Source organism: Paenibacillus albicereus, assembly GCF_012676905.1.
Classification (GTDB): Bacteria; Bacillota; Bacilli; order Paenibacillales; family Paenibacillaceae; genus Paenibacillus_O; species Paenibacillus_O albicereus.
Genome location: NZ_CP051428.1, coordinates 927,945 through 949,756 on the forward strand (window position 1 = coordinate 927,945; position 21,812 = coordinate 949,756).

Sequence of the window (21,812 nt, forward strand, 5' to 3'; positions counted from 1 at the left end):
AAAGGGATGCTTAGTGCCACCACGCAAGCCGGATGCCACGATCCTCGACGTGGCGCGGACGGCCGGCGTGTCGGCGGCGACGGTGTCGCGGGTGCTGAACGGCAGCGGTCCGGTCAGCCCGTCGGCGCGCGGCAGGGTCGAGGAGGCCGTCGAGCGCCTCCGCTATATGCCCAACGCCTCGGCCAAAAGCCTGCGCCACCTGAAGACGTCGACCTTGGCCGTCATCGTCTCCGACATCCTGGTCTCCTATTATGCCGAGATCGTCAAGGGCATCGAGAACACCGCCGGCGCGCTGCGCTACAAGATCCTCATCTGCGACGCGCAGAACCAGCGGGAGAAGGAAGCCGACTACATGACGCTGGCGATGGACCGCACCGTCGACGGCATCATCCTGATCGCGCCGATGCTCGGCGACGCGGAGCTGGCGGCCTATGCCGACCGCGGCTACGCGCTCGGCCTGATCGGCCGGCGGATCGACCATCCGGCCATTCCGTGCGTCTATACCGACAACGTCGGAGCGGCGACAGAGGCGGTCGCCCATCTGATCGGGCAAGGCCATGAGCAGATCGCGTTCCTGAGCGGCTTCGCCGACGCGACCGACAGCTACGAGCGGCTGGAGGGCTATATGAAAGCGCTGCGCCAGGCATCGCTGCCGTTCCGCCCGGAGCTGATCGACAGCGGCGGCTTCAGCGAAAGCGGCGGCTACGAGGCGTTCCTGCGGCTGCGCGAGCGCTCGCAGAGCTTCACGGCCGTCTTCGCCGCCAACGACGAGATGGCGCTCGGCATCTACCGCGCCTGCGCGGAGCTCGGCATCCCGATACCGGCCGGCATGGCCGTCGTCGGCGTCGACAACAACCGCGTCGGCAAGTACGTCGCTCCGGCGCTCAGCACGATCGACCCGCCCAAGCATGCGATGGGCGCGCTGCTCGCGGAGAAGCTCATCGACCAGCTCGGCGAAGGCCGCCACGCCGCCACCCGCTGCTTCGAGGTAAGCTCAAGGCTGCTCGTGCGGGGCTCTTCGGCCAGCGGATTGACGTAATCGATTTCACCAATTCGGAGGTGCTCCCGATGCAAGGCTTTCGGAAGGAATGGTCGCGCAACAAGATGCTGTTCCTCATGATCGCGCCGACGCTGCTGTTCTTCATCGTCTTCTCGTACCTGCCGATGATCGGCGTCTACTACGCGTTCACCAATTTCAGCTTCGACGGAGGGCTGTTCGGCAGCGAGTTCGTCGGCATGCAGAACTTTCGCTTCCTCTACGAGTCGGGCGTGCTGTGGACGCTGACCAAGAACACGGTGCTCTACAACCTGGCGTTCATCCTGCTCGGCAACGCGCTGCAGCTGATCTGCGCCATCTTCCTCAGCGAGCTGCCCGGCAAGTGGTTCCGCAAGATCACGCAGTCGGTCATGTTCCTGCCGTTCTTCGTCTCGTTCGTGCTCGTCGGCGCGTTCGTGTTCAACCTGTTCAACTCCAGCAACGGCCTCGTCAACACGGTGCTCGTGCAGCTCGGCTTCCAGCCGTACGACTTCTACCTGCACACCGCGCCGTGGAAGTACATCATCGTGTTCTTCAACCTGTGGAAAGGGCTCGGCTACGGCACGATCATCTACCTGGCGGCGATCATGAGCATCAGCGACGAGTACCACGAGGCGGCCAAGATCGACGGCGCGAACATCTTCCAGCGCATCCGCCACATCACGCTGCCGCTGCTCGTGCCGACGTTCATCCTGCTCATCCTGCTCAGCCTCGGGGGCATCCTCAAGGGCCAGTTCGACCTGTTCTACCAGATCATCGGCAACAACGGCGTGCTGTTCAACTCGACGGACATCATCGACACGTACGTGTACCGGTCGCTGGCGGTCAACTTCGACATCGGCATGGGCACCGCGGCGGGGCTGTACCAGAGCTTCTTCGGCCTCATCCTCGTCCTGGCCGTCAACTACGTCATCCGCAAGACGCGCGAAGATTACGCCCTGTTCTAGGAGGAATGAAAAGGTGAAGATCCGTACCGAACGCTCGACCGTCGTCTTCAATACGATCGGCTATGTCCTCATCAGCCTGTTCGCGCTGCTCTGCCTGCTGCCGTTCCTGCTCATCCTGTCCGGCTCGTTCTCGGCCGAGCAGGAAATCATCGCCGAGGGCTTCAAGCTCATCCCGGAGCAATGGTCGCTCGACGCCTACCGCGCCGTCTTCAGCAATCCCGAGCAGATTTTCGACGCCTACCGCGTCACGATCCTGCTGACGCTCGTCGGAACCGCGCTCGGCCTGTTCCTCACCTCGATGGCGGGCTACGTGCTCAGCCGCCAGGAGTTCAAGTACCGCAACGGGCTGAGCTTCTTCATCTACTTCACGACGCTGTTCAGCGGCGGCCTCATCCCGTGGTACATCCTCATCGTCAACTACCTGCAGCTCAAGGACAGCTACCTGGCGCTGCTCGTGCCGGTGCTGGTGAGCGCGTGGAACATCATCCTGATGAAGAACTTCATGAAGTCGATCCCCGAGTCGATCCCGGAATCGGCCAAGATCGACGGCGCCGGCGAGTTCACGATCTACCTGAAGCTCATCCTGCCGCTGTCCGCGCCGAGCCTGGCGACGATCGGCCTGTTCATGGCGCTCGGCTTCTGGAACGACTGGTTCATGGCCAATCTGTTCATCACGACCGAGTCCAAGTATCCGCTGCAGTTCCTGCTGTACAAGATTCTCGCCAGCGCCGCCGTGCTCAAGACGAGCATCGCCGGCAACCTGTCGCCGGACTTCAAGCCGCCGGCCGAGACGCTCAAGATGGCCGCGGCGATCATCGTGACCGGGCCGATCGTCTTCCTGTATCCGTTCGTCCAGCGCTTCTTCGTGAAGGGCCTGACGATCGGGGCGGTGAAAGGCTGACGAAAGCGCCCTTAGGGCAGGCGGGGCGGCCGGATCGGCCGCCCGGATGGGAAGAAACGGCTGGCCGGCGAGTCCGGCGAAGCGCCTGCCTCTGCCGAGGCAGCCGGTTCGCCGGGCTCGACCGGACGGCGGAGGACTTTTTCAATCCAACCATAGAGTAGAACCTAGAGGAGGAGTCGACGTGAACCGAAAGACAGCGGGCATGCTCATGACGACGGCGCTGCTGGCGAGTGCGCTGGCCGGGTGCAGCGGCAACGGAAACGGCAATGGAGGCGGTACGGCGAACGCGGGGACGGTGGAAGGCGGAGCGGCGGCGAACAGCGGCGCATCCGGCGAGGCGAAGGCGATCGACACGTCCAAGAAGGTCGAGCTCGTCTGGTACGTGCTCGGGGACGGCCACGCCGACAGCCCGAAGATCCAGGACCAGATCAACGCGATGCTGGAGAAGGACATCAACGCGACGATCAAGCTGAACTTCACGACGTGGAACGACTGGCAGACGAAGTACAATCTGCTGCTGACGTCCGGCGAGAAGGTCGACATGGTGTTCGCCTCGACGTGGGCCGACTACTACAAGTTCGCCGACCAGGGAGCGTTCAAGGAGCTCGACGGGCTGCTCCCGACCTACATGCCCGAGACGTGGAAAGCGGTGCCCAAGCAGGACTGGGAGGAGGCGACGGTGGGCGGCAAGATTTACGCCGTGCCGAGCACATACCCCGAGTACACGCCGGACGGCCTCGTCTACCGCGAGGACTGGCGCAAGGAGCTGAACGTGCCGGAGATCAAGGATCTCGACTCGATCGAGGCGTACCTGGACGCGGTCAAGACGCAGAAGAAGGTGACGCCGATCAACGGCAAGGCGTGGAACGAGGTGTTCACGCTGTTCAAGGCGTACCACGGCTACGAGCAGATCGGCGGAGACAGCGGCGTCATCGTCGCCAAGTCGTACGATACGCCGCGCGACATCATCAACTACGCGGAGACGCCGGAGTTCGAGCAGTTCGTGAAGCGGATGAAGACCTGGTCGCAAAAAGGCTTCTGGACCTCCGACACGCTGAGCTCGCAGAAGGAGGCCGGCGACGCCCTGAAGGCCGGAACAGGCGGCGCCTACTGGCGCAACGCGCCGGGCGCGGGCGGCTTCATCGTCGACGCCGAGAAGGCGAACAAGGGCACCGACTATGCCTACTTCCCGTTCACGCGCTTCCAAGGCTACGCGATGCCGACGCTGTCGGTCAACAACGCGATGGCCGTGCCGAAAAGCTCCAAGAACGCCGAGCGCTCGCTCATGGCGCTGGAGAAGATCCGCACGGACTCCCGCTACTTCGACCTGCTGACGTACGGCATCCAGGACACGCACTACACGCTCAGCGACGACGGCAAGATCGCCATCTCGCCGCCGAAGGGCAAGGAGGGCGACAAGAACTTCAAGGCCTACTCCATCACGAGCTGGGGCTGGCGCGTCACGAGCCTCGCCAAGGAGCAGCAGGCGGGCGGCTGGACGGAGTTCCCGGCGCTCATGGACGAGTTCAAGGCCGAGAGCAAGCCGAATATCTTCGCGCCGATCATCATGGACTACAAGCCGGTCAAGTCGCAGCAGGCGGCCGTCAACCAGGTCATCCAGCAGTACGGCATGCCGCTGATGATGGGCCTCGTGCCGGACGTCGACAAGGCGCTCGAGACGTACCGCAAGCAGCTCAAGGCGGCCGGCGTCGAGCAGGTGCTCGCCTACGTGCAGGAGCAGGCCAACGCCTACTTCGACGAGAAGGGCATCCAGTAGGAGCGGCGGGCTGACGGGGCGGCAGGAGCAGGCGAACGCCTGCTTCGACGAGAAGGGCATCCAATAGGAGCGGCGGGCGACGGTGCGGCAGGAGCAGGCGAACGCCTGCTTCGACGAGAAGGGCATCCAGTAGGAGCGGCGGGCTGACGGGGCGGCAGGAGCGGGCGAACGCCTGCTTCGACGAGAAGGGCATCCAGTAGGAGCGGCGGCCCGGCTGAGCTCGCGCTCGGTCGGCGTGGCTTGCAGGAGCAGCTTGCGAAGGGCCGGCTCGGCGGGACGAAAAGGGCGATACGCGGACGACTTCGCTGCGGCTTGGCCGAGCGTCGCGTCTCCAACGGCTCCTCAACGCTTGGACACGCGGCATCGACAGTTTGAGAATGCGAACGACTGCTCAGACGCTTAGACACGCGAAATCGACCGCTTGGGAACGCTAACGACTGCTCAGACGCTTAGCGAGAAAAATGAGTCTCCTTTATCGCCGTTCGGCTCTCTGCAAGGAGTCTAAGCTCCCCACGAGTCGTTGGCGTTGGAAAGGCTTCGAAAATAGGCTTCTAAGCATCTCAGGAGTCGTTAGGCTGCCAGGCAGAGCGCAATTCAAAACACGCCCGGTCCGAATCAGGACCTTGGGCGTGTTTTGGCGTTTCGGCTTGCGGGGCTAGCTTGCGGGGCTAGCTTGCGGGGCTAGTCCTGCTTCATGAGCAGGAGGCCGCTTGCGATGACGGCGAGTCCGGCCCAGGTTTTCCAGCCGGGCACTTCGCGGAAGAACAGATAGCCCATGCCGACGGACAGGAGAATCTCCAGGCATTTGGCGGCGACGAGCACGAAGCTCAGGCTCGGAACGGCCTTCAGGCCGAGCTTGATTCCCGAGCCGATGCTGAGGTTCGCGCCGAGCATGACGGGCAGCAGCAGCAGCTGGTACTTCAGCGCGCTCCAGAACGCAGGGTCGACATGCTTCCCTTGATAGGCGAAGACGGCGTTGATTGCGCCGAGTCCCGCAGCCAGCAGGATCAAGCTCCAGATGACGGTCATGGCGGCCTCCCCGATCGGTTGATGCCGCTAGTGTTTCCCGACCGCAACAGTGTTATCCGCGCGCAGGATCGAGGCGGCTGAGGCGCGTCGGCGGTGGGAGCCGCCGACACGCTGCCGCGCATGGCGCAGCCTAAACTACACCCTGGTCCCGATCAGGACCTTGGTGTGGACTTTTCATCCCGTGAACCGTCAACGGCAGGAACCGTCAACGTCATGAAGGAGCGGCCGCGGCGGCCAGCGCAAGCGGCACGGCACGGGAGCGGGCGCGCTTCGACCAGAGCCGGTCATGCGTCTGGAGCAGGCGCGGCCGCAGCGGGCTGCGAGGGGAGTTGACGGTGCGGCGGAGCAGCACCGGCACCGCCGAGCTGCCGACGAAGACGGCGACACGGGTGAAGTCGCTCTCCTCCATCGCCCATCCGCAGAGCGAGCTGGCTCCGAAGTCGCACCAAAGGAACTGGTGGATGGAATATTTCGGCACGATGACGAGAATCATCCGCTTGCGGAGCAAGCGCTGGAGCACGGCGGTTCGCCTCCTTCGGGATGAGCTGCCTGCGCCTCAGTGTATGCCGGCGAGGAATTGTCCCATGACGGAGAGTCGAACGAAGCCTGCCCGTGTATAGGGCAGGCTTCGCCACGTCTCACGTCTTCTCCAGACGCAGGGAGACCATGTGATGGAACCCGGCTCTGCGGGCCTGCTTGGGGGACAGGGACTTGCGCTTGTATTCCGTGAACCCCAGCTTCTCATACAGGCGGATGGCCGGAACATTGGTCTCCGCGACCTCTTCGATCAGATAGGTGCGGTACGGCAGATGATCCAGCATATGTCGGATCACAGCCGAAGCCGCTCCTTGACCGCGGAAGGACAAGGCAGTGCCGACGAACTCGATCGACCCCGTTTCAGCCGGCGGATCGACAAACGGCTTTTGGAACTCCCTCTTCAGAATGAGAGCGGCCATCGAGCCCTTGAACCAGCCCAGATGCCGGCGGAGCGGCGCGCTCTGAAGGTTGACGGAGAAGCGGCGACAGTCCGTACAGGCGCCGAAGGCCGCCACGCGATCGCCAGCGAGCGCCACATAATATTGATCCAGCACAAACATATGGGCGAACGCCTTTGCGGTGACATCCCGGTCTTTAGAAAAAAACGTGAGCCACTGCGAGAAGCCGTCGGCGAAAATCTCCGCCATCTGGTTTCTGGCCTCTACGCCTGCGCGGTCGGCCCGGACAACCTTAAATGCGTCAGAGTGCTTCATGACGAATCCCCTTCCTTTTTAAGAAACCGTAGGTCAAGAGCGGTCTCGACGGCATCCAAGCAGCTGCTCCAATCGTGGATGATTGTACCCTAATATCAATGAGGCGGACGGTCAACGTGCACCGTCAAGGGCGCATCGGCGCGAGCCGACTCGGCAAGCGCGGTCCGAATCGGCTGCTCTCGCCGCTCGCGGCTCAAGGCCGGCCGCTGCGGAACCGGTCCGGCGTGTCGCCGGTCAGCCGGCGGAACGTGGCGATGAAATGGCTGACGTCGCGGAAGCCGCTGTCCTTGGCGATGAGCCGCAGCGGAGCATCCGGCCGGCTGAGCAGCAGCTCCCGCGCCCGCCGGATGCGCAGCCGCAGCAGGTAGGCGTAAGGCGAAAGGCCGAACAGGCTGCGGAACAGCGTGTTCAGCCGGCGGCCGGATACGCCCGCCCGGGCCGCCATGTCGTCGAGGCTGACCGTCGGCCGGTGCAGGTTCGCCTCGAGCCAGGCGAGCAGCGGCTCCAGCTGGCGCAGCTGCTGCATGACGGCGGTGCCGGCGTCGGCGCTCGCGTACGTGCCGAGCGCGAGCAGGAAGCGGTACGCCTGCTGCGACGCCTCCAAGCCGAGCGGATCGGCCGCCTGCTCCAGCCGGCCGAGCGAATCGAGCAGCAGCGAGCCGAGCGGGGCTTCCTCCTCCCAGCGGTACAGCCCGGGCGCGGCGAGGCCGAGCGAGGCGAGCAGCGGAGCAGCCTCGCCGCCGCTGAACGTCATGTAGACCGTTTTCCAGACCGTGGCATCCGCGCTCCGGTACCGGTGGGGCGCTCCGGGCGGCAGCAGCAGGCCGCTCCCGGAGCGCAGCGTCTCCGAGCGTCCGGCCCACTCGATCCGGCCTGCGCCGGAGACGGTCTGCAGCCAGTGGTACACCGTATAGCCGTCCGGACGATGGAAAGGCTCCTGATCCGGGTTGTACCCGAGGCTCTCCAGCCGGAGCGGAAGCGGCCTTTCCTTGAGCTCGACGGCGACGATGCGGCGATGGCGCGGTCCGGGCTGCTGCATGCGCGTTCCTCCTTTCGACGGTTCCATATTGTTCTATCATACGTCCATATCCTTGGATATCAAGGGGATGGAGGAAGGGATACAATGGTGATATCCTTATATCCCATCCGAAAGAGGGGCTTCTGATGATCTCGAACAAGCTGCCTAAGATTTGGTATGGAGGCGATTACAACCCCGAGCAGTGGGATGCCGCGACATGGTCCGAGGACCATCGGATGTTCAAGCTCGCCGGCATCGACGTGGCGACGATCAACGTCTTCTCGTGGGCGCTCGACCAGCCGGACGAGGACACGTACGACTTCGCCTGGCTCGACGAGCAGTTCGAGCTGCTGCACGGCCAAGGCATCGGCATCTGCCTGGCGACCGGCACCGGCGCGCATCCGGCGTGGATGGCGCGCCGCCACCCCGACGTGCTGCGCGTCGACTACGACGGGCGCAAGCGGCGCTTCGGCGGCCGGCACAATTCCTGCCCGAACAGCCCGTCCTACCGCGCATTCAGCGCCGCGCTGGCGACGAAGCTGGCCGAGCGGTACGGCAGCCATCCGGCGCTGCTCATCTGGCATGTGAGCAACGAGTACGGCGGCTACTGCTACTGCGACAGCTGCGCGGCGGGCTTCCGCGCCTGGCTGCAGGGCCGCTACGGCTCGCTCGAGGAGCTGAACCGCTCCTGGAACACCCGCTTCTGGGGGCATACGTTCTATGATTGGGAAGAGGTCGTGCCGCCGAACGCGCTGAGCGAGGAGTGGGGAGGCCGGCGCACGAACTTCCAGGGCATCTCGCTCGACTACCGGCGCTTCCAGTCGGACAGCCTGCTGGACTGCTTCAAGCTGGAGCGCGACGCGGTGAAGGCGCTCACGCCGGACATTCCGGTGACGACGAACCTGATGGGATTTTACCCCGAACTCGACTATTTCAAATGGGCCAAGGAAATGGATGTCGTCTCCTGGGACAACTACCCGGCGCTCGACACCCCGCACAGCCTGACCGCCATGGCCCATGACCTCATGCGCGGCCTCAAGGCGGGCCAGCCGTTCATGCTTATGGAGCAGACGCCGAGCCAGCAGAACTGGCAGGCGTACAACTCGCTCAAGCGGCCCGGCGTCATGCGGCTGTGGAGCTGGCAGGCGGTCGCGCACGGCGCGGACACGGTCATGTTCTTCCAGCTGCGCCGCTCGGTCGGCGCCTGCGAGAAGTACCACGGAGCCGTCATCGAGCATGCCGGGCATGAGCATACGCGCGTCTTCCGCGAGGTGGCGGAGCTGGGCCGCGAGCTGCAGGCGATCGGCGGCGAGCTGCTGGACGCGCGCGGCGACGCCGCGGTCGGCATCGTGTTCGACTGGGAGAACCGCTGGGCGATCGACCTCAGCAGCGGGCCGACAGTCGCGCTCGACTACGTGAAGGAAGCGCACAAGTACTACGACGCGCTCAGCAAGCAGCATGTCGCCGCCGACATGATCGGCGTGGACGCGGACTTCTCGCGCTACCGCGTCGTCATCGCGCCGGTGATGTACATGGTGAAGCCGGGCTTCGCCGCGGCGGTCGAGCGGTTCGTCGAGGCCGGGGGCACGTTCATCACGACGTTCTTCAGCGGCATCGTCGACGAGCGCGACATCGTGCGCACGGGCGGCTATCCGGGCGAGCTGCGCCGGGTGCTCGGCATCTGGTCCGAGGAGATCGACGCGCTGCTGCCGGAGCGACGGAACCGCATCGTGCTGAGCACGCCGTGGACGGGAGCGGGCGAAAGCGGCCGTCCGAGCGCGGACCGGGGCGCGGCGGAGGCGGCTGCCGAGGCGCGGCGGCAGACTGCGGCAGGCACGGAGCTTGCCGGCACGGCAGCGGAACGGGCGGCCGCGCGCCGGCCTGGCGGCGGGTCGGGGCTCGCCGAGTACGAGTGCGGCCTGCTGTGCGACCTCATCCATAGCGAGGGCGCCGAGGTGAAGGCCGTTTACGGCGACGACTTCTATGCGGGCATGCCGGCGCTGACCGTCAACCGGTTCGGCAACGGGCGGGCGTGGTACGTGGCGACGAGCCCGGACGAGGCGTTCCTCGGCGACTTCCTGCGTGAAGTACGCGCGGAGGCCGGCATCGAGCCGCTCGTCGCCGGGGCGTCCGCGGAGCTGGAGGCGGCGGCGCGCGTGAAGGACGGGCAGCGCTTCCTGTTCCTGCTCAACCATGCGGCCGAGGAAGGATGGGCCGAGCTGAGCACGGGCGGCGACGACCTGCTCGGCGGCGGCGCGAGCGTGGCGGCCGGACGGGTGCGCGTGCCGGCGCGCGGCGTGCGGATCATCCGCCAGCGCGGGTAGCGCAGGCCACGGAGGCGCGTGCGGTCCATACGCAAGCGGGAAGCGCCGACACGCGGCGCGCGTATGGTCCACGAGCTTAGAAGGTTCAAGCAAGCCGCTCCGAACGTCCGTCGGGACGCTCGGAGCGGCTTGCTTTTCTCTAGTGGCTCTAGGGGGCAGCCTCCAGCCGCTGGGGACCTGTGCTGCCCTGCCGCGATGCAAAGGACGGTCGACTCCCCGTCGGGCCGGTTCCCCCGGCTTCCGCCATCCAAGGCTCTGTTGGACTCTCTCGTTTCGCCATGACGCCTCAACTTTGGAGAACTCGATGCAAGCGCAAGATCCGGCTATGGACAGCCCGGGCTCCGGAGGGTAAAGTCATGGAATGACGAGAAGGGAGGCAGACGCATGGAAACGAAGGACAGAAGCGGCAGCTCGCGGGAAAAGGCAAGCCTGCTGCAGATTCCCTTGCCGGAGCTGTTCAGCTGGCCGGCGGTGCTGGGCTACTTGACGAGGTCGAGCGACGAGGCGCTGTACCGGGTCGACGGCAGCGAGGTGACCAAGCTGTTCGAGCGCGAAGGCGAGCTGGCGCTGGTCCGATTCCGCTATCGGGAGGGGGCTCATGCGCTCGAGGCGGCGTTCCTGCCGATCGGCCCGGCTGCGAGCGTCCGCGCGCCTGCCGGCCCGGCCTTCGCCGCCCGCGAGGCGTCCGCGCCTTCGCCCGCGCCTTCGCCCGCCGAGCCCGATGAGCCGGCCGCCCGGCCGGACAGCGGCCTCCTGGCAGACGGATCGGCTGCCGCGCTCGGCGCAAGCCCTCCTTCCGCCGCGATGCTGGCGCATGTGCGCCGCTACGCCGAGGAGTGGTTCGACCTGGACCGCGACCTGGCGCCCTTTTACCGGCTGACGGACGCGGACCCGCTCCTGCGAGAGGTGGGGCAGACGCTGCGAGGCTTGCGGATGGTCGGCATCCCCGACCTGTTCGAGGCCGCGTGCTGGGGCATCATCGGCCAGCAGATCAACCTGCCGTTCGCCTATGCGCTCAAGAAGCGCTTCACGGAGACGTTCGGCAGCTCCGTCCAGCATGAGGGCGAGACGTACTGGAGCTTCCCGAAGCCCGAGGCGGTCGCCGCGCTGGAGCCGCCCGACATCGCGGCGCTGCAGATGACGACGCGCAAGTCGGAATACTTGATCGGCGTCGCCGGCCGCGTCGCGGACGGCACGCTGGACAAGCGGGAGCTGGAGGCCGCGGACTGGGCGGAGGCGGAAAAAAGGCTGACGGCGATCCGCGGCATCGGGCCGTGGACCGCCCACTACGTCATGATGCGCTGTCTGCGCATGGCGGAGGCGCTGCCTGCCGCCGATGTCGGATTGCAGCATGCGATCCGGATCGCGGCGGGGATGGACCGCAAGCCTACCGCCGCCGAGGTGAGGGAGCAGGCGCGGGCGTGGGCAGGCTGGGAGGCCTATGCGACCTTTTATCTTTGGCGCACGCTTTACTAGGACTATAGGATGATAAGAGAGACGAGCGGCCTTCGCGGCCGCTCGTCTCTCTTTTTGCTTTGTCCCGGCGCGCCGCGCCGTCGGGAACGGCGCGTCGCCGCGTTTCCGCGCTGCGGCGCCTATTATCGCGCGATTCGGAGGCCGAAATCCGACGCCGCGCCATCAACGCGCTGCGAAGAGGAAAGGCCGGATTTCCTTTTCATAGAGCGACCATTAACGAGAAATATTTCAATAACCGATAATAATCGACAGCAAGTGACATTAGTTCGATGGTACTATGTGAAGAGCGATTATATGAGTCGGGGCCTATTGGTAGAGCCGCTCAAATCAGGGATGCTAGAGGAGGAGATGGGAGCTTGGAGAAAAGGTTGCCGAAAGTTGTCATATGGGGTGGAGGAGTCGCCGGAATGAGCGCTGCGCACGAGCTGGCCGAGCGGGGCTTCGAGGTGTCCGTCTACGAGGCCCGAAGCGTGCCCGGCGGCAAGGCCCGCAGCATGGAAGCCAAGGGCACCGGCACGGATGGCCGCAAGGACCTGCCGGGCGAGCATGGCTTCCGCTTCTTCCCGAAGTTCTACCGGCATGTGACCGATACGATGAAGCGCATCCCGCTGGCCAGCGGCCCCGGGAGCGGCAGGCTGGACCATCTGCTCGGCTACGGCCGCACAAGCGTGTTCGACAATCTGGTCGAAGGGACGAGGCTCGGCCTCGCGTTCGACGACCGGAGCATGCTGCCTTTCCTTACGGAATTCCCCGAATCGATCTCCGACCTCAAGGTGCTGTTCACCTCGCTGTTCGAGAACCATCTCGGCCTGACGGCGGAGGAGGCGTCGCTGTACGGCACGAAGCTGTTCGAGCTGGCCTCCAGCAGCAAGCTGCGCCGCTACCTCGACTACCAGCGGGTGTCGTGGTGGGACTTCATCGAAGCGGACAAGCAGTCCGAGCAGTACAAGCGGATCTTCGTCGGCCTCTCCCGCATCCTCGTCGCCGCCAAGGCCCAGGAGGCCAACGCCTGCACGATCGGCACGGTCGGAGCGACGCTCATGCTCGACATGGTGACGCCCGGCGGCAGCGCCGACCGGCTGCTGAACGGCCCGACCAACGAAGCCTGGCTGTTCCCCTGGTACGAGCATCTGGAGTCGATGGGCGTCAAGTTCTACCGCGACGCTCCGCTGAAGGCGATCCATTGCGAGAAGGGCGTCGTCACCGGCGGAACCGTGCTGCTGGACGGACAGGAGCAGCTCGTCGTCGGCGACTGCTACATCGCGGCGCTGCCGGTCGAAGTGATGGCGGGCCTGCTCACCGAGGAGCTGGTGCAGGCCGATCCGCTGCTCGGGAGCATCCGGCCGCTGAGCGAGTCGGTCGAGTGGATGAACGGCGTCCAGTTCTATCTGAACGAGGACGTCGAGCTGATCCACGGCCATATCATCTGCATGGACAGCCCTTGGGCGCTGACGCTCGTCTCGCAGAAGCAGTTCTGGCCGGGCATCGACTTGTCCGAATACGGCAACGGCAACGTCCGCGGCGTGCTTTCGGTCGACGTGTCGGACTGGGAGTCCGAGGGCGTCCTGTTCGGCAAGCCGGCGATGAAGTGCTCGGCCGAGGAGATCAAGCAGGAGGTCTGGCAGCAGCTCAAGGATCATTTCAACCACGGCGCGGACGTGCTCCATGACGGGCTGCTGGAGGCCTGGTTCCTCGACGAGGACATCCAGTTCCCCAACCCGCACGAGGCGACCAACATGGAGCCGCTGCTCGTCAACCGCGTCCACACCTGGGACCTGCGGCCGAACGCCTACACCGCGATCCCGAACTTCTACCTCGCCTCCGACTACGTCCGCACCAATACGGATCTGGCGACGATGGAAGGCGCCAACGAGGCGGCCAGGCGAGCCGTCAACGCCATTATCGATCATTATGAGATCAAGGCTGACAAATGCCGGATCTGGGACATGTACGCGTTCGATCTGCTCGCACTGTGGCAGCGCAACGACAAGTCCCGGTGGGAAGACGGCCTTCCCTGGAACGGCAAGATTGTCGGCTAGCTGATCGGAAGGAAAGCCTTGCCGTGATTGAATACATTCTTGCGCGCGAATTCCAGGGGCTGATGTATTATCTGACCGCCTGCCTGCTGTTCCTCATCATCACTCCGCGAGTGTCCTTCATGCGCTTCGGCCGCAAGCTGCTGTTCGTCGGCATCCTGGCGGCGATGTCCTACTTCTATCTGGGGTACGAGGAGATCGACCCGCTCGTCTACGCGTTCCATCTGGTGCCCGTATGCGTCGCGCTGATCGCGATCTACGAAGGCTGGATTCCGGGAGTGGCGACGGCGGCCGCATTCATCTGGGGCAATATCTTCATCGCGGGCAACGAATGGATGCCCGCCACGATCGCTTCGTCGCTCGTCGCGGCCGCGGGCATCGCCTACCATTACCGGATGCCTTCCCCCGAGACGCTGAAGCGGATGCTGACGACGCACTTCCTGCTGGTCGTCGGCTACATGGCGCTGTTCATCGGCGTGTCGATCGCGACGCGCGAGCCGCTCGACTACGAGCGGATGCTGGTGACCGGGATCGGCACGCTGCTCTCCTCTCCGCTCGTCGCCTACACCTACTATCTGGTCAAGCACCAGGAAAGGCTGACGGAGGAGCTGTTCAACGCGGAGAAATACCATCTGATCGGACAGCTAACCGCTTCGATCTCGCATGAGATCCGCAACCCGCTGACGACGGCGCGCGGGTTCCTGCAGCTGATGGGCCGCTCCGGCCTCGATGCCGAGACGCTGGAGCGCTACCGGACCAACGCGCTGGAGGGCATCGACGGAGCCAACGCCATCATCACCGACTACCTCAACTACAGCAAGCCGTCGGTGGACGAGCCTCGGCTGCTCGACGTCCGCCAGGAGCTGGCGAGCGTCGAGCAATGGGTCAAGCCGCTTTGCGTCATGACCGGGGTGGAGCTCGTCTCGAGGCATAACGTCCAGGAGGAGCTGCTCGTCGTGGGGGACTCCAAGAAGCTGCAGCAATGCCTCCTCAACGTCATGAAAAACGCCATCGAGTCGATGCCCGAAGGGGGCGTGCTGACGGTCAGCTCCCGCAAGGAGAACGGCAAAGTGCTCATCTTCATCCGGGATACCGGCATCGGAATGAACGAGCAGCAGCTCCAGCGGATCGGCATGCCGTTCTATACGACCAAGGAAAAAGGAACTGGACTCGGCCTCATGGTCGTCACGAATTTGATCCAGGCGATGGGCGGCAAGCTGCACTTCCGCAGCAAGCCCGGCCAGGGCACGATCTGCGAGGTGCATCTGCCGATCCAGAAGGACGACGAGCCGGTTATCCCCCAACCCGCTCGATAGACAGCTCCCACAGCCTGGTGTCGGCAGGCGGGGGAGGCTCGGCGGACAGGGCGAAGGAACGGTCCTCGAGCTCCAGCCGGCAGCCGGCGGGCAGCCGCGCGAGCAGCCAGCCGGACACGCGCCCGGCCGCAGGCGGATCGTACAGCATGCCCCCGAGCGGGCTGCCGCCGACGGACAGGCACGGCAGCGGCGCCGCGCCGGAGAAGCCTCCGGCCGACACCCGGATCAGATAGACGCCTCCGGCAGCAACTTCCATCGCGACGCCTTCGCTCTTCGGAGCGGAGGCGTTTTTGCGCTTTTCGTTCGGTCCGTCCGGCGAGGCGGGAGCGGATCGGGCCGAGGCTTCCAGGCGGACCCGAATCTGATGGCGGCAGACGAGACGCGCCAGGCGTCTGGGGCGGGAAGGCATCGGCAGTCCTCCTTTCCTTCCGGCTGAGGCGATCGGATGCCTCCGCTTTCATCTTATGCGGAACGACGGCTGTATAAGAAAGTTGATTTTAATTAAAATTTGTTGACATAAAGTTTCGGGAAATCTATACTTTCGTTGAATTATAGAAAGCGCTGCCAATCAGGTTCGCCTAACAAGGTCGGAAGGGAGGGCGCAGACGGGCCGCCCGGCTGCGGTCCGGGCAAACAAACCACTTTTCGGGAGGCATGAGCTTCATGAACAAGCATCATCCGCAACCGCTTCTGAAAGCGTTTTTAAGTTGGCTTCTCATCCTGGCCCTGGCCGCTCCGGCAGGGGGCGCCGGAACGGCTGCGGCGGCTCCGTCGGGCGGACAGCCGGACGAGCCGACAGCCGCCCAGACCGTCTACGGGCTGGCCGAGCCGTCGGCATTCCAGACCTTCATCACGGCAGACGGCGACCGGCTGATGGACGGCGATCAGGAGTTCCGCTTCGCCTCGCTCAATTACCCCGGCGCGCTCGGAGACCCCGAGTTCGCGCAGGACGACGCGCTGCGCTCGATCCGCGCGATGGGCGGCAAGGTCACGCGCTCCTATGTGCCGTCCGTGCTGCGCTACGACGGCGCGAACGCCGATTCGGCGTTCATCCTCGGGCCGGACGCGGACGGCGTCATGCAGTTCAGCGAGGAGGGCTTCCGCAAGATGGACCGGATGCTCGCCCTGGCGAACCGCACCGGCGTGCGGGTCATCGTGCCGTTCGTCGACCAGTGGCAGTGGGTCGGCGGCATCGAGAGCTTCGTGAACTTCGTGTATCCCGGCACGATTACCGGCGATGCGGCGACGGACCCGGACGGCTGGAAGTTCTATACGGACGAGAAGGTCATCGGCCTGTTCAAGCAGACGGTCGCCTACATGCTGAACCGCACGAACACGATCACCGGCGTGAAATACAAGGACGACATGGCGGTCCTCGCCTGGGAGACGGGCAACGAGCTCGGCGGCTACAACCAGGACAAGTTCCCGCAGGCGTGGACGACGGAGATCGCCCGCTACATCAAGGAGGAGCTGCAGCCGCAGCAGCTGCTGCTGGACGGACGGTTCGCGATCGACTCGGGCTCGCTGACGGACCCGAACATCGACGTCGTCGGCAACCATTTCTACACGGGCAACTTCATCGACAAGGTGAACGGGGACCGGGCCGCATCCAAGGGCAAGAAGCCGTACATCCTCGGGGAGTTCGGCCTCTACACGGACCAGGAGCCGGTCGACGCGCTGTTCGACGCGGCGCTGCAGAACGGCACCTCCGGCGCGCTCATCTGGTCGCTGCGCCCGCACAAGGAGGACGGCGGCTTCTACTGGCATGACGAGAACCCGGGCAACTGGGCGTCCTACCACTGGCCGGGCTTCTCGGCCGGCGATTATTACGGCGAGACCGGCATCATCCGCACGGTGTACAAGTACGCCCATTATATGGACAAGCTGGATGCCGCCAAGACGACCGCGGTGCCGCCGATTCCGGCTCCGGACGGCGCGCCGAGGCTGCTGCCGATCGCGTCGGTGGCGGACATCCGCTGGCAGGGCTCGGTCGGGGCGGCCGGCTACGAGGTGCAGCGCTCCGAGGACGGCCAAGACTGGGTCACGGTCGGCGACGGCGTCTCGGACGGCGGACGCGCCGGGACGAAGGCGTTCCATGACGAGCGGGCCATCACGGGCAAGAGCTACGAGTATCGGGTGCGCGGCGTCAATGAAAGCGGCGAGTCCGCCTGGTCGAACGTCGTGCGCGTGGAGGCGGCGCGCCATCTCGTCGCCGACGAGATGAGCCTGCTGCAGAGCCCGCTTGAAGCCCGCAGCACCTATGCGTTCGACCATACGTCCAACGTCACGAACGCGGCGGACAGCTGGAACGAGCTCGGCATCGGCTTCAAGGCCCAAGTCGGCACGGAGTCCGGCGGCACGGTCACCTATGCTTCCCCGGTCGCGCTGAAGCGCGCCGCGGCGAAGGTCGAAGGCGCCGGCTCGGTCCGCTGGTTCGCGTCGAGCGAGCCGTACGCGGGCTATGTCGAGGTCGAAGCCGACGCGAAGGACGGCTGGTCGACCGCCGGCAGCCTGCCGGCGGACACCCGTTTCGTCAAGCTGCTGCTGGAAGGCGGCGCCAGGGTGAAAGTCGACCGCGTGGAGCTGGAGTACGACTACGACGGCACCGGCTGGCAGCCGTTGCCGGAGCGCAGCCGCAAAGGCTTCGTCGTGGACCGGGAGTTCACGGAGCTGCCCGCGTCCAAGCCGGACGAGCTGGAGCTGCGGGACGGCCGTCAGCAGACCGGCGGACAGGCGGTGCTGGCGAATGCGGGAGCGGCCGAGGCTGAGCTCGTCTATTCGGTGCCGGCTGACCTGAGCTCCTACCGGTTCGTCGCCTATGCGCCGGAAGGAAGCGCGGGCCTGAGGCTGGAGGCGTCCATCGACGGCATCTCGTACCGTCCGCTCCAGCCCGCCCTGGCGAAGGAAGCGACGGCGGAGGGCTGGAGCAAGCTCGCCTATTCGAGCTTCGATCTGCCGGCGTCGACGCGCTACGTCCGCGCGGCGTTCCCGGACGGGGCGGACGGAGTCGGACTGGCCCGCGTCGAGCTCGGCTACGGCAGCAGCCTCGTGCCGCTGACCGAGGCTCCTCCGGCGAACGTGATGGAGGACGGCGAGTATGACTTCGGCCGCGACGACTCGATCGCCGCTCGGTACGAACGCGACGGCAACGGAGACGGCATCTCGATCTCGCTGGACGGCCAGGTCCGCTTCAAGGGCAGCTACGGCGTCCGGCTCGGCTACGAGCTCGGCTCGGCGGGCTACGCCGGCTTGTCCCGCCCGCTTGGCGGAGCGGACCTCGACGGCTTCGACGCGCTGCATGCCTGGGTGAAGCCGGACGGCAGCGGCAACAAGCTGAGCTTCCAGCTGACGGCCGGCGATGGCCGCGTCTGGGAAGCGCCGGTCGCGCTGTCCGGCACGGCGGCGCGTGTCGTGGAGATCAAGCTGGCGGACTTCGTCCAGCCGCAGTGGAACAAGGACACCGCCGGCGAAGGGACGATGGACCTGAGCTCGGTCCAGCGCTTCGCGCTGATCGTCAGCGGGAGCGAGTCGGTCGCGGCATCGTCGGGCTCGATCGTCGTCGACGACGTGAAGCTGGCGAACGCGTCCAAGCTGGACAGCTTCGAGGGCTACGGCGGCTACAACGCGCTCGTGCAGAAGGCATTCGCCCGCAACGCCGGCGGCGGCCTGCTCGACGTGTCGCTCGACGCCTCGCGCAAGTCCGAAGGCGGCTACGGCCTGCGCATGGACTACGACTTCAGCGGCCCGGGCTATGCCGGAGGCAGCTTCACGCCGGACTACCTGCGCCTGAGCGGGTATGACGGCTTCAGCTTCTGGCTGCAGCCGGACGGCGCGGGCAACGAGCTGGCGATCCAGTTTTCAGATGAGGACGGCAAGTTCTGGGAAACGAAGATGGTCATGCGCGGGAGCGATTCAAGGCTCGTCCAGGTGCCGTTCGAGGCGTTCCGCCATCCGGGCTGGTACGGCGGCAGCCCCGACGCGCGGCCGGATTCGAGCCGGCTCATCCAGACGTTCTCCCTCTATCTCGGAGGAACGCCGGACTCGCGGTCGAGCGCGGGCACGATCTACATCGACGACATCCAAGGCGCGAGCTTCGCGGCCGAGCTGGAGCAGGCGCAGGTGACGATCGACAAGTCCGCCGCCGAGGTGAGGACGCTGCCGGCGACGCTGCGCGGCACGGCGAGCGGCGTGAAGGACGTCCGCCTGAGCATCGGCAAGGACCGGTTCCACGCGCCGGTCGGAGCGGACGGCCGCTGGTCGTACGCGACCTCGCGCATCGCCAACGGCGACAAGGAAGTCGTCGCGGCGGCGGAGCGCTTCGACGGCACGGCGGTGGCCACGGACAGGCTCGTCCTGAAGGTCGACGTGCCGGGCAACACGTATGACGACGGAGCCGAGCCGGTCGTGAAGAACCTGCTGCTCAACCCGGGCTTCGAGGAAGCGGTGGACGAGGCGGCCTGGCCGGTGCTGCCGAAGCATTGGAGCAGCAAGGACGCGGCCGGGGCCGACGTCGCGGGCGGCATCGTCAAGTTAGAGGGCGGCGCGCGCACGGACAAGTATTCGCTCGTCCACTGGAACGACACGGCGTACGAGGTCACGACCTCGCAGGAGGTGTCCGGGCTGGAGCCGGGCGTCTACGAGGTCCGCGCCTGGACGAAGTCCAAGGGCGGCCAGCAGGCGGCGGAAGTGATCGCCGCGGGGGACGGCGGCGCCGTCAAGAGCGCCGCCATCCCGAAGGGCGAGGCGAGCTGGGCGAGCGTCCGGCTGAGCGGCCTGGAGGTGCGCGAGGGCAAGCTGACCGTCGCGATCCATTCCAAGGACCTCGGCGGCAACTGGATCAAGGTCGATGACCTGACCCTGGTCAGGACAGGCGAGCTTGAAGGCGGCGGCGCGACGCCGACGCCGCAGCCAAGCGGAGAGCCGACGTCGACGCCGAGTCCGAGCGAAGAGCCGACGTCGATGCCAAGTCCGAGCGGAGATCCGACGCCGAGTCCGAGCGGAGAGCCGACGTCGACGCCGAGTCCGAGCGGAGAGCCGACGTCGACGCCAAGTCCGAGCGGAGAGCCGACGCCGAAGCCGAGCGGAGAGCCGACGTCGACGCCGAAGCCGAGCGGAGAGCCGACGTCGACGCCGAGGCCGAGCGGAGAACCGACGCCGACGCCGAAGCCGAGCGGAGAGCCGACGTCGACGCCAAGTCCGAGCGGAGAGCCGACGCCGAGTCCAATGCCAACGCCGAGTCCGACGCCGAAGCCGAGCGAAGAGCCGACGCCGACGCCAAGTCCGAGCGGAGAGCCGACGTCGACGCCGAGCGCGTCGCCGAGCGTCGCGCCGCAGCCGACGGACGGTCCGACGGCGTCTCCGACAACGAGCCCGATTCCGGCCTTCCGCGATCTGGACCGTGCTCCATGGGCGCGCGACGCGATCGCGGAGCTGACGGCCAAAGGCATCCTGCGCGGCACCGAGCCAGGCGTCTTCGAGCCCGGCAAGCCAGTCACGCGCGCCGAGTTCATCACGATGCTGCATCGCGTCTTCGGCTTGGCGGCTGCGGGTACGGGCAGCAAATTCCGCGACGTGAAGGCGGACTCGTGGTACGTGGAAGCGGTCGCAGCGGCGGCCGAGCTCGGCCTCGTCAGCGGCTCCGGCGGTGGACGCTTTGAGCCGGGACGCGACATTACCCGCGAGGAGATGGCCGTCCTGGCGGCGCGCTATCTGCGTCATGCCGGGGCTTCCCCGGCTAGCGATGCTGCCGCGCTGAGCGCCTTCCGGGACGCCGGCCAGGCGGCATCGTACGCCCGCGAGGCGCTGGCGGAGCTCGTTTCCGCCGGCGTCATGAACGGCACCGGCGCGAACAAGCTGCAGCCGAAAGGCCCGGCGACCCGCGCCCAGGCCGCGGTCATCCTGCAGCGGCTGCTGAAGCTGCTGCCGTAAGCCGGCTCCTCCTCCCCTCAAGGAGGGCCGCAGCGGAACGCACCTTTACGCTGCATTCGCTCGCGGTTGCGCGAAAGGGGTCCAAACTACCATCATGCGACGTGCGAGTCGTGCGGGGATTAGCTAAAGGGGTCCGGACTACCTTCATTCGACGTGCCAGTCGTGCGAGGATGCGAGGAAGGGGTCCGGACTACCTTCATTCGACGTGCCAGTCGTGCGAGGATGCGAGGAAGGGGTCCAAACTACCTTCATGTGACGTGCCAGTCGTGCGGGGATGCGAAGAAAGGGGTCCAAACTACCTTCATGCACGTGCCCGGCATGAGAGGGTACGCGGAGGGGGTCTGGACTACCTTCATTCGACGTGCCAGTCGTGCGAGGATGCGAGGAAGGGGTCCAAACTACCTTCATGCACGTGCCCGGCATGAGAGGGTACGCGGAAGGGGTCGGGACTACCTTCATGCGACGCGCCAGTCGTGCGAGGATGCGCGGAAGGGGTCCAAACTACCTTCATTCGACGTGCCAGGCGTGCGAAGGTGCGAGGAAGGGGTCCAAACTACCTTCATGCGATGTGCCAGTCCTACGAAGGTGCCCGGAAGGGGTCCGGACTACCGTCATGCGATATGCCATCAGCTAGGCGAGCCAGAGGACCGATTGCCTCGATGCGACTTTATATGCCAACGACGCGCCAGACGCTTAGAAGCCTGTTTTTCCGCTTTCTGTTTCGCTAACGATGCAACAGACGCTTAGACGTCGATCGACTCGTCTTTTCGACCA

14 protein-coding genes are annotated in these 21,812 nt (G+C 65.7%); 9 read left to right on the top strand and 5 right to left on the bottom strand.

Annotated features, from left to right (window positions below; all coding sequences use genetic code 11):
* Positions 1-13: 13 nt before the first annotated feature.
* From HGI30_RS04125 to HGI30_RS04140, 4 genes are all read left to right on the top strand, one after another.
* Positions 14-1,039 (top strand): LacI family DNA-binding transcriptional regulator, encoded by a 1,026-nt coding sequence (locus tag HGI30_RS04125; RefSeq protein WP_235680316.1) that lies wholly within the window; start codon positions 14-16, stop codon positions 1,037-1,039.
* 29 nt (positions 1,040-1,068) lie between these two features.
* Positions 1,069-1,983, top strand: a complete 915-nt coding sequence (locus HGI30_RS04130) for an ABC transporter permease (protein WP_168906487.1) — start codon at positions 1,069-1,071, stop codon at positions 1,981-1,983.
* A gap of 13 nt (positions 1,984-1,996) precedes the next feature.
* A complete protein-coding gene (locus HGI30_RS04135) occupies positions 1,997-2,884 on the top strand; it encodes a carbohydrate ABC transporter permease (RefSeq protein ID WP_168906488.1) in 888 nt (295 codons plus the stop codon).
* Between the two features lie 181 nt (positions 2,885-3,065).
* Positions 3,066-4,661 carry an extracellular solute-binding protein gene (locus HGI30_RS04140; RefSeq protein WP_328805242.1) on the top strand — a complete coding sequence of 532 codons (1,596 nt, stop codon included), beginning with the start codon at positions 3,066-3,068 and terminating at the stop codon, positions 4,659-4,661.
* 681 nt (positions 4,662-5,342) lie between these two features.
* On the opposite strand, the gene HGI30_RS04145 is transcribed toward HGI30_RS04140, so the two are convergent.
* From HGI30_RS04145 to HGI30_RS04160, 4 genes are all read right to left on the bottom strand, one after another.
* The gene (locus HGI30_RS04145) at positions 5,343-5,690 is read right to left on the bottom strand and encodes a hypothetical protein (protein ID WP_168906489.1); all 348 of its coding nucleotides are present in this window, start codon (positions 5,688-5,690) and stop codon (positions 5,343-5,345) included.
* A 211-nt stretch (positions 5,691-5,901) separates the two neighbouring features.
* Positions 5,902-6,210 (bottom strand): hypothetical protein, encoded by a 309-nt coding sequence (locus HGI30_RS04150; protein ID WP_168906490.1) that lies wholly within the window; start codon positions 6,208-6,210, stop codon positions 5,902-5,904.
* Between the two features lie 118 nt (positions 6,211-6,328).
* A complete protein-coding gene (locus tag HGI30_RS04155; RefSeq protein ID WP_168906491.1) occupies positions 6,329-6,940 on the bottom strand; it encodes a GNAT family N-acetyltransferase in 612 nt (203 codons plus the stop codon).
* A gap of 193 nt (positions 6,941-7,133) precedes the next feature.
* On the bottom strand, positions 7,134-7,979 hold the full coding sequence (locus HGI30_RS04160; protein WP_168906492.1) for an AraC family transcriptional regulator: 846 nt from the start codon (positions 7,977-7,979) through the stop codon (positions 7,134-7,136).
* Between the two features lie 125 nt (positions 7,980-8,104).
* Between HGI30_RS04160 and HGI30_RS04165 the strand changes: the two genes are divergently transcribed.
* From HGI30_RS04165 to HGI30_RS04185, 4 genes are all read left to right on the top strand, one after another.
* Entirely contained in the window at positions 8,105-10,282 is a 2,178-nt protein-coding gene (locus HGI30_RS04165; protein WP_235680317.1) for a beta-galactosidase, read from the top strand.
* 384 nt (positions 10,283-10,666) lie between these two features.
* The gene (locus HGI30_RS23170; protein ID WP_235680318.1) at positions 10,667-11,758 is read left to right on the top strand and encodes a DNA-3-methyladenine glycosylase family protein; all 1,092 of its coding nucleotides are present in this window, start codon (positions 10,667-10,669) and stop codon (positions 11,756-11,758) included.
* Positions 11,759-12,126: 368 nt separating this feature from the next.
* On the top strand, positions 12,127-13,797 hold the full coding sequence (locus HGI30_RS04180) for a hydroxysqualene dehydroxylase (protein ID WP_328805276.1): 1,671 nt from the start codon (positions 12,127-12,129) through the stop codon (positions 13,795-13,797).
* A 23-nt stretch (positions 13,798-13,820) separates the two neighbouring features.
* Positions 13,821-15,110, top strand: a complete 1,290-nt coding sequence (locus HGI30_RS04185) for a sensor histidine kinase (RefSeq protein ID WP_168906494.1) — start codon at positions 13,821-13,823, stop codon at positions 15,108-15,110.
* Here HGI30_RS04185 and HGI30_RS04190 read toward each other — a convergent pair.
* The gene (locus tag HGI30_RS04190; RefSeq protein ID WP_168906495.1) at positions 15,088-15,519 is read right to left on the bottom strand and encodes a hypothetical protein; all 432 of its coding nucleotides are present in this window, start codon (positions 15,517-15,519) and stop codon (positions 15,088-15,090) included. The two genes, HGI30_RS04185 and HGI30_RS04190, sit on opposite strands and share 23 nt — an antisense overlap.
* Before the next feature lie 254 nt (positions 15,520-15,773).
* On the opposite strand from HGI30_RS04190, the gene HGI30_RS04195 reads away from it, so the two are divergent.
* Positions 15,774-21,038: a CIA30 family protein gene (locus HGI30_RS04195; RefSeq protein ID WP_168906496.1), complete on the top strand. Its 5,265-nt coding sequence runs from the start codon at positions 15,774-15,776 to the stop codon at positions 21,036-21,038.
* Positions 21,039-21,812 lie beyond the last annotated feature (774 nt).

Excerpts from the sequence above, each read along its gene's own strand:
- HGI30_RS04165 (WP_235680317.1), top strand. The coding sequence starts at position 8,105 with ATGATCTCGAACAAGCTGCCTAAGATTTGGTATGGAGGCGATTACAAC.
- HGI30_RS04190 (WP_168906495.1), bottom strand. The coding sequence starts at position 15,519 with ATGCCTTCCCGCCCCAGACGCCTGGCGCGTCTCGTCTGCCGCCATCAG.
- HGI30_RS04145 (WP_168906489.1), bottom strand. The coding sequence starts at position 5,690 with ATGACCGTCATCTGGAGCTTGATCCTGCTGGCTGCGGGACTCGGCGCA.
- HGI30_RS04130 (WP_168906487.1), top strand. The coding sequence starts at position 1,069 with ATGCAAGGCTTTCGGAAGGAATGGTCGCGCAACAAGATGCTGTTCCTC.
- HGI30_RS23170 (WP_235680318.1), top strand. The coding sequence starts at position 10,667 with ATGGAAACGAAGGACAGAAGCGGCAGCTCGCGGGAAAAGGCAAGCCTG.
- HGI30_RS04195 (WP_168906496.1), top strand. The coding sequence starts at position 15,774 with ATGAACAAGCATCATCCGCAACCGCTTCTGAAAGCGTTTTTAAGTTGG.
- HGI30_RS04155 (WP_168906491.1), bottom strand. The coding sequence starts at position 6,940 with ATGAAGCACTCTGACGCATTTAAGGTTGTCCGGGCCGACCGCGCAGGC.
- HGI30_RS04160 (WP_168906492.1), bottom strand. The coding sequence starts at position 7,979 with ATGCAGCAGCCCGGACCGCGCCATCGCCGCATCGTCGCCGTCGAGCTC.